This is a genomic window from Streptomyces xanthochromogenes (assembly GCF_014650455.1).
GTDB classification, from domain to species: Bacteria; Actinomycetota; Actinomycetes; order Streptomycetales; family Streptomycetaceae; genus Streptomyces; species Streptomyces xanthochromogenes.
In genome coordinates, this window is record NZ_BMUZ01000036.1 from 1 (window position 1) to 4,786 (window position 4,786).

A 4,786-nucleotide genomic window follows, 5' to 3' on the forward strand; every position below is an offset into this window, starting at 1 on the left:
CGCCACCGCGCCGACGCCAAAAGCGCCCTCATCACCCTCGTCGAACACGCCCTCATGGCACGACTCAAGTAGGCGGTGCCCTACGGCAGTTGTCGTAGGCGAAACGGGGGCGGACTGTGTCCTTTGACACGATCCGCCCCTGTGTTCATAACGTTTCGACAGAGAATTCTCGTGTCACCGCAACCCGCCGCGTTCATCCGGTGTCACTGCGCTCACAACAGCCCCGTCATTTGGCGGGGCTCGCTCTTTATGCCCGTTTTATCTGAGGTCTTGGCCACTCGGAACCTCAGATTCCAGACGTTTGGATGGCAGCCGTCCCGCGTGCTGGAATTCGACGAACTCCCGAGTAGTACGGCCCCGAGAAGTACGGCTCTGAAAGACACGCGGCACGCCCCACGGGTGCCGGCTCCGAGAGGTTGTTGGTCGAGTGAAGCGAAGCAGGACGAGCTCCGCGACGCAGCAGGCGCGGGGCAACTTCACCCCGCCGCAGCGCACGGCGGTGTCACAGCCCGCGCCCCAGACCTCTGCCCCGGACAACGGCAAGAAGGCCGCCCCGGGCAGCAAGAGCCGCTTCTCGCCGCGCAACTGGCGGGTGGCCACCAGGCTGAACGCGATCCTCCTCATCCCCGTGCTCGTCGGCCTGGTCATGGGCGGCTTCGAGGTGAACGGATCCATATCCACCTGGCGCGACGCCCGCAACGCCGAGAAGGTCGCGAACATCGTCCGCGCCGCCTCCGACTACGGCCAGGCCCTCCTCAACGAGCGTGACCTCACCGCTCAGCCGCTCCTGGAGAACAAGCGCGACAGCGACGTCGTCAGCAAGGCGTACGCGACCTCCGACGCGGCCCGCGCCAAGTTCGACCAGGCCGTCCAGGGCATGCCGGACACCCCCAGCCTCAAGCGCCGTCTCGCCAAGGTCCACGAGGCCGAGAAGACCCTCGACGACCTGCGCAAGACCGCGTACGCCAAGGGCGTCGAGGCCAAGAACCCGGTGCTGACCGAAGAGGGTTACACCGCGATCCCGCACTACCTGAGCACGTTCTCCAACGAGCTCGGCCTGGGCACCGGCAACATCACCAGCTACGGCCGCATGGTGTACGCGGTCGACCTCGCCAAGTCGGCGGAATCGCTCCAGCGGTCCATCGGTCTGCATCTGCTGCTGCGGCCGAACGACGACCCCAAGACCTTCCAGATGCAGGTCAAGGCCTTCAACTCGTACAACTACCTGGAGTTCATCGCCCTCGGCGAGTTCGACGCGGGTGGTACGGACGCCGACAGCCAGAAGCTGAAGGACGTTCTGAAGGCGAAGGCCGACGACGTCGCCAAGCAGTTCCCCGGGACCAAGCTGGGCGCCGACAACGGCCCGCACATCGGCGCCGCCCCGGCGGCCGACGGCTCGATCTACAACGGGATGGCCGCCGCTCTCGGCGAGGGCCAGACCCCCAAGCAGCTCAAGGCCTCGGGCATCACCCCCGAGTCCTGGATGGCCGCCTCCACCTCCAAGTTCGACGGCTACAGCCAGATCGAGGACGACCTGGTCACCCGGGCCGTGACCGAGGCCGGGCAGATCGCCGACGATGCCAAGACCACCGCCTACATCAACGGCGCGATCGTCGTGGTCGCCCTGCTCGCCGCGTTCATCCTGGCCGGCATGGTGGCCCGCCAGATGAGCCGCTCGATGCGCCGGCTGCGCAACGCCGCCTTCGACGTGGCCGAGCAGCGCCTGCCGATGCTCGTCGACCAGCTCTCGCGCACCGAGCCGGGCCGGGTCGACACCCGGGTCGAGGCGATCCCGATCGACTCCACGGACGAGATCGGCGAAGTCGCCCGCGCCTTCGACCAGGTGCACCGCGAGGCGGTCCGGCTCGCCGCCGAGCAGGCCCTGCTCCGGGGCAACGTCAACGCGATCTTCACCAACCTCTCGCGCCGCAACCAGTCCCTGATCGAGGGCCAGCTGACCCTCATCACCGACCTGGAGAACAACGAGGCCGACCCGGACCAGCTGGAGAGCCTGTTCAAGCTCGACCACCTGGCGACCCGTATGCGCCGCAACGGCGAGAACCTCCTGGTCCTCGCGGGCGAGGAGCCGGGCCGCCGCTGGGACCAGCCGGTCCCGCTGGTCGACGTGCTGCGCGCCGCCTCCTCCGAGGTGGAGTCCTACGAGCGCATCGAGCTTTCGGGCGTGCCGGAGGCCGAGATCCACGGCCGGGCCGTGACCGACCTCGTGCACCTGCTCGCCGAGCTCCTGGAGAACGCGACCACGTTCTCCTCGCCGCAGACCAAGGTCCGCGTCACCGCGACCCGTCTTCCCGACGGCCGCGTGATGGTCGAGATCCACGACAAGGGCATCGGCCTGACCGCCGAGGACTTCGCGGACATCAACCACCGCCTGGCCAACCCGCCGACCGTGGACGCCGCCGTCTCGCAGCGCATGGGCCTGTTCGTGGTCGGCCGGCTCTCCGACCGGCACGGCATCCGCGTCCAGCTCCGCCCCTCGGGCGAGCAGGCCGGAACCACGTCCCTGGTCATGCTCCCGGACCCGATCACCCACGGTGGCGGCGGCGAGAGCACGCCGATGGGCGACGACTTCACGGTCTCGTCGATCATCCCCGAGCAGCACAAGGAGCAGCCGTACGAGGCCGTGCCCGCGCCGATGCGCACGGCGGCCGAGCTCGGCTTCGACGACTCGCGGTACGAGAGCGCCGACCAGTCCGACCCCCACGAACTCGACCCGGTGAACCGGTCGTTGATGCGCGAGGAGCGCCGAGCGGCCCTGGAGGCCCAGGCTCAGGGCGGCGAACGCCCGCTGTTCCGGGACGAGATCGATTCCCAGCAGAACCCGGCGTACGACGGCTCGTACCAGAACCAGCAGCAGTACCCCGCCCAGGACGCGTCCTACGAGGGCTCCTACGAGCCCCGGCAGGGCGCCGGCTACGACGGCTCGTACCAGAACCAGGGGTACGCCCCCGAGCACACCGGCAGCTACGCGCAGGACTCCTACGCGCCCCAGGACGGCTACCGTGAGTCCGCCTATCCGGAAGGCTCCTACCGGGAGCCCGCGGCCGACCAGGGCCCCTATGAGGCGCCCTACACCGGCCAGGCGCCGCAAGGCGATTGGCCGCAGGCGAACGCCTACCAGGAGCCCTATGCGGCCCCCTTCCAGCCGGAAGCGGAATCCGCGGAGGAATCCCGGGGCGTTCCCGCGAGTGCCGCGGACCGCGTAGGCTTCGACCGTCCGGGCCCCACCCCGGCCCCCGCCCACGAGATGACCGACGCCGGTCTGCCGAGGCGCGGCAGCCAGCAGAGCTGGCCGGCCGAGCCCGAGCAGGAGCAGCAGGCCGAGACGTCGGACGGACCGGCAGGCGACTGGCGTTCGACCAACGACGAGCGCTGGACGCGGGCCGAGAAGCTGCGTGAGCCCAAGGCCGGCGGGGTCACTCCCTCCGGTCTCCCCCGGCGGGTGCCCAAGGCCAATCTGGTCGAGGGCGCGGCCGAGCAGACCCCGCAGGGCGGCCCCCAGGTCTCCCGCGCTCCGGAGGACGTGCGGGGCAGGTTGAGCAACCTGCGCCGCGGTGTCCAGCAGGGCCGTAACGCGGGGTCGGACACCAGTAACACCTACAACCAGGAGCGTTAGTGTGAGCCCGATGAGCCAGGCGGCGCAGAATCTGAACTGGTTGATCACCAACTTCGTGGACAACACCCCCGGGGTGTCCCACACGGTGGTGGTCTCCGCCGACGGACTCCTGCTGGCGATGTCCGAAGGCTTCCCCCGGGACCGGGCCGATCAACTGGCGGCCGTGGCCTCCGGTCTGACGTCCCTCACCGCGGGAGCCTCCCGGATCTTCGAAGGCGGCGCCGTCAACCAGACGGTGGTGGAGATGGAGCGCGGCTTCCTCTTCATCATGTCGGTCTCCGACGGTTCCTCGCTCGCCGTTCTCGCCCACCCCGAGGCCGACATCGGCCTGGTGGGTTACGAGATGGCGCTGCTCGTGGACCGGGCCGGAAGCGTACTGACCCCCGACCTCCGCGCGGAGCTTCAGGGAAGCCTTCTTAACTAGTTACCGATCAGTTCTCAATCAGCAGACAGGCCGTGCGTTTCTCGCCACCGCCCCATAAGGTGCGGTGGCGCGGCCCCAATGGGACGGGCACCGGTAGTCGGAGGAGGAAACGTGACAACACCCCCAGGCGGGCACCCGTACAGCGGTGGACAGCAGTCTCCGGGTGAGCACGGCCAGAACCGCTTCACCTTCCCCTCCGCAGCCGGCAGACACGGTCAGGGCCAGGGCCCGTACCAGCAGCCCTATCAGCAGCCGAACCGTCAGCCCAGCCCGTACGACCAGCCGCCGCAGCCCCGGATCGAACCGGTGCAGCCGCGGCAGACCCCCCAGCCATCACCCGCGGGCGGCGCGCACAATCCGCTCGTCCGTCCGTACGCCATGACCGGCGGCCGCACCCGGCCGCGCTACCAGCTCGCCATCGAGGCACTGGTGCACACCACGGCCGAACCGGCAAGGCTGCAAGGGCAGTTGCCCGAGCACCAGCGGATCTGCCACCTGTGCCGCGAGATCAAGTCGGTCGCCGAGATCTCGGCACTTCTCACCATCCCCCTCGGCGTCGCCCGAATCCTCGTAGCCGACCTGGCCGAGGCCGGACTTGTCGCCATCCATCAGCCCGGCGGCGACGAGTCCGCCGGCGGACAGCCAGACGTGACACTGCTCGAAAGGGTGCTCAGTGGACTTCGCAAGCTCTAGCGGCGGTGCCGCCCGTTCCACCACGTCGGCGAAGA

Annotated in this window: 3 protein-coding genes and 1 pseudogene; all 4 read left to right on the forward strand. The window is 69.2% G+C overall.

Annotated elements, in window-relative coordinates; translation table 11 throughout:
- Positions 1-72, forward strand: a pseudogene (locus IE267_RS39205) (ATP-binding protein); the annotation flags it as partial.
- Positions 73-427: 355 nt separating this feature from the next.
- Complete coding sequence (locus tag IE267_RS39210) at positions 428-3,634, forward strand: sensor histidine kinase (RefSeq protein WP_189766565.1); 3,207 nt, start codon at positions 428-430, stop codon at positions 3,632-3,634.
- Between the two features lie 10 nt (positions 3,635-3,644).
- Entirely contained in the window at positions 3,645-4,058 is a 414-nt protein-coding gene (locus tag IE267_RS39215; protein WP_053725133.1) for a roadblock/LC7 domain-containing protein, read from the forward strand.
- 111 nt (positions 4,059-4,169) lie between these two features.
- Positions 4,170-4,751 (forward strand): DUF742 domain-containing protein, encoded by a 582-nt coding sequence (locus IE267_RS39220; RefSeq protein ID WP_161255627.1) that lies wholly within the window; start codon positions 4,170-4,172, stop codon positions 4,749-4,751.
- Positions 4,752-4,786 lie beyond the last annotated feature (35 nt).